Origin of the sequence: Actinomycetospora sp. (assembly GCF_036497245.1) — a bacterium.
Lineage (GTDB): Bacteria > Actinomycetota > Actinomycetes > Mycobacteriales > Pseudonocardiaceae > Actinomycetospora.
In genome coordinates this window covers 1-3,080 of record NZ_DASXJS010000114.1, presented here as the reverse complement: position 1 = coordinate 3,080, position 3,080 = coordinate 1, and the positions used below count along the sequence as shown (strand labels likewise).

General features: G+C 71.1%; 2 protein-coding genes and 1 pseudogene. All 3 read left to right on the top strand.

Going from position 1 to position 3,080, the window contains the following annotated elements; genetic code table 11:
* The first annotated feature begins 231 nt into the window (after positions 1 to 231).
* Entirely contained in the window at positions 232 to 810 is a 579-nt protein-coding gene (locus VGI02_RS11835) for a hypothetical protein (RefSeq protein WP_331627555.1), read from the top strand.
* A 15-nt stretch (positions 811 to 825) separates the two neighbouring features.
* On the top strand, positions 826 to 1,908 hold the full coding sequence (locus tag VGI02_RS11830) for a hypothetical protein (RefSeq protein ID WP_331627554.1): 1,083 nt from the start codon (positions 826 to 828) through the stop codon (positions 1,906 to 1,908).
* Between the two features lie 452 nt (positions 1,909 to 2,360).
* Positions 2,361 to 3,080: pseudogene (locus VGI02_RS11825) on the top strand (DNA-directed RNA polymerase subunit beta); the annotation flags it as partial.

Below are 3,080 nucleotides of genomic sequence, written 5' to 3'. Positions count from 1 at the left end.
ACCCGAACACGTTCTACGGGCCCGGGTATCCCGCGGGGGCCCCCCAGGCCGGCCAGGCCTCCCCCGCTGCGTCGAGCGCCCAGGCCTCGACGCAGAATGCGAACCAGAACACTGCGTTCTCCGGCGTGTCGTCCCCCCCAGCGGACGTCCTCGCCAACTCGGGACGCGGTGCCCCGCCGATCGTCATCCCTGGCCTGGGATGAGCGCTGACGCGGGGGCGACCCCGAGGAGTTGAGCACCACGCCTCCCACCGACACCGCCGCCGGCCCGACCGAGAAGCAGACGCGGAAGGGCCTGCGCGCCCCGACGCAGCGGACCAGGATCACCATCCTCGCGGTCCTGACCGTGCTGGCCTTCGTGGCCGCCGTCGTGGCCGGGGGCTACTGGTGGCTCGGCACGCACGGCACGACGGCGAACCAGGCGGCCGACCGTGACGTCGCGGTCGACTCCGCCGAGCAGATCGTCATCAACATCAACACCGTGCGTCCGCAGACGATCGACGCGGACCTCGCGGCCGCGCAGTCCTCGCTGACCGACCCGATGCTCACCGAGTACGGCAAGGTCCGCCAGCAGTTCGCCGACAGCCTCAAGAAGGCCCAGGCGTCCGTGGTGGCCACCCCCGCAGGCGCGTCCCTCACCGCGTTCGACGACGACAAGGGCACCGCCTCGGCGATCGTCGGCATCAACGTGACGGCGTCCAGCGCCAACCAGCAGCCCACCCAGAAGCAGCAGCTGTTCCAGGTCGACATGCAGCGCACCCCGGACGGCTGGAAGGCCGCCAAGGCCGCCCCGACCGCGGGCCAGAGCTAGGAAGGGGACAGCCTCGTGCCACCCCGTACCCGCGCCACCGCCAGCACTGCCCCGGCCGGCCGCCGCCCGAAGGTCGCGGGCCTGCGCGCCCCGGGCAAGCCCGGCGCCACCGCAGAGTCGACCCGGCCCTCGGGGTCGCGCGACGACGAGGTCGACGAGCCGGACACCGCGCTCGCCGACACCGTCGTCCCCGCCGACGCACCCGCTGCCGACGCGCCTGCCGCTGCCGACGCGCCTGCCGAGGAGCCGTCCGCCGTCGAGACGCCCGCCGCCGACGAGCCGGACGGCGCCGCGGGCCCGGACGGCTCCGAGCGCTCCGACGGCTCCGAGCGCCCCGCCAGCGACGCGGACGCCCCGGCGACGGGCGACGAGGCGACCACGACGGGGGCCGACCGGCCGGCGCCCACCTCGAAGGCGCGCCGCTCGCAGCGCGCGATGAGCCCGGCGACGTCGTCGGGCTCCGGGAACGGCTCCCGCTCCGGGACGGCGCTGCTCGACCGTCCGGAGCCCAGGCCCCGGGAGGCGGCCCCGAAGAAGGCGCCGTCGCAGCGCCGTCAGCGCCTCCTCGCACCGTTCGGGCGCCTCGCGGCGAAACCCCGGGCGCTCATGGGCGCGATGGCCGCGGTCATCGTCGTGTGCCTCGTGCTCGGCGGTCTGGCCTTCTGGCAGGGCCACCAGGAATGGACGCAGGGCCCGGTCTCGAACCAGGCCGTCGTCGACGTGGGCGGGACCGCCGAGGTCGTCGGCCAGACCCGGCAGGCGATGGAGCAGATCCTCTCCTACGACTTCACGAAGCTCGACGACTCGGTGAACGCCGCGAAGTCGCAGTCCACCGGTGCGTTCACCTCGCAGTACCTGCAGGTGTTCGAGCAGACGATCCGGGGGCCGGCCCAGCAGCAGAAGCTGCGCCAGACGGCGAGTGTGCTCAACATCGGTGTGCAGCAGCTCTCCGGCGACCACGCCACCCTCATGGCCCTCGTCCAGTTCACCGCCGAGCGCACCACGAACCAGCAGACGACCAACGCGCCCGGTCTGCTGACCGTGCAGGCGGTCCGTCAGGACGGTCGCTGGAAGATCTCGGAGCTGAAGCCCATGTGAGGCCTGGGGCCCCTGTGACGGGGCGTCGAGCAGGGCCCGCCCGGGTCGAGTGTTCCTCCGGAATGCCTCGACCCGGGCGGCGTCGTCCCGGGCTCGATGCTCTGACCTGCGCAGGGAGCCGGTGACCCACCCGAGAGACAAGCGCGTCGGACTTGACGGGGACGGGGTCACCGGTCACTCTGTTCCCAGCGCGAGACCCTGCGTCAGACCCCGCGGTCGAGCCCGGACCTCTCGAGGTTCAGGTCACCGGAGGCGTGTCACGTGGGGGGGCGTTCGACACGTGCTGCCGGTCATGGCTAGACTGTCGGATCGCGCTGCCTTCACGTGTCTCCACCCACGAGTGTGGGTACCCGCCGGGGCTGCGCGATCCGGCCGCCCGGGGCATTGCGCTGCGTCTCGTGCGGACGAAGCTACTGACAGCGTCAGACAGCGTTGTTCCGGAAGGACGCATCTTGGCAGTTACCCGCGCCACCAGGTCCTCGAACCACCACGCGTCGTTCCCCGGGGCTCCCCTCCGGGTCTCGTTCGCCAAGCTCGCCCAGCCGCTGGAGGTCCCTGACCTCCTCGACCTGCAGACCAAGTCCTTCGAGTGGCTGGTCGGCAGTGAAGAATGGTTCGAGCGTCGCGTGGAAGCGGGCGAGGAATCCCCGGTCGGCGGTCTCGAGGAGGTCCTGGCCGAGATCTCCCCGATCGAGGACTTCTCCGGCTCGATGTCCCTGTCCTTCTCCGATCCTCGCTTCGACGAGGTGAAGGCCTCCGTCGAGGAGTGCAAGGACAAGGACATGACGTACTCGGCCCCGCTCTTCGTGACGGCCGAGTTCACCAACAACACCACCGGTGAGATCAAGAGCCAGACGGTCTTCATGGGCGACTTCCCCGTGATGACCGACAAGGGCACGTTCATCATCAACGGCACCGAGCGCGTGGTCGTCTCGCAGCTCGTGCGCTCGCCGGGCGTCTACTTCGACCGTTCGGTCGACAAGACGACCGACAAGGACGTCTTCAGCGTCAAGATCATCCCCAGCCGCGGGGCGTGGCTGGAGTTCGACGTCGACAAGCGCGACACCGTCGGCGTCCGCATCGACCGCAAGCGCCGGCAGCCGGTCACCGTGCTGCTCAAGGCGCTGGGCTGGACGACCGAGCAGATCCAGGAGAAGTTCTCCTTCTCCGAG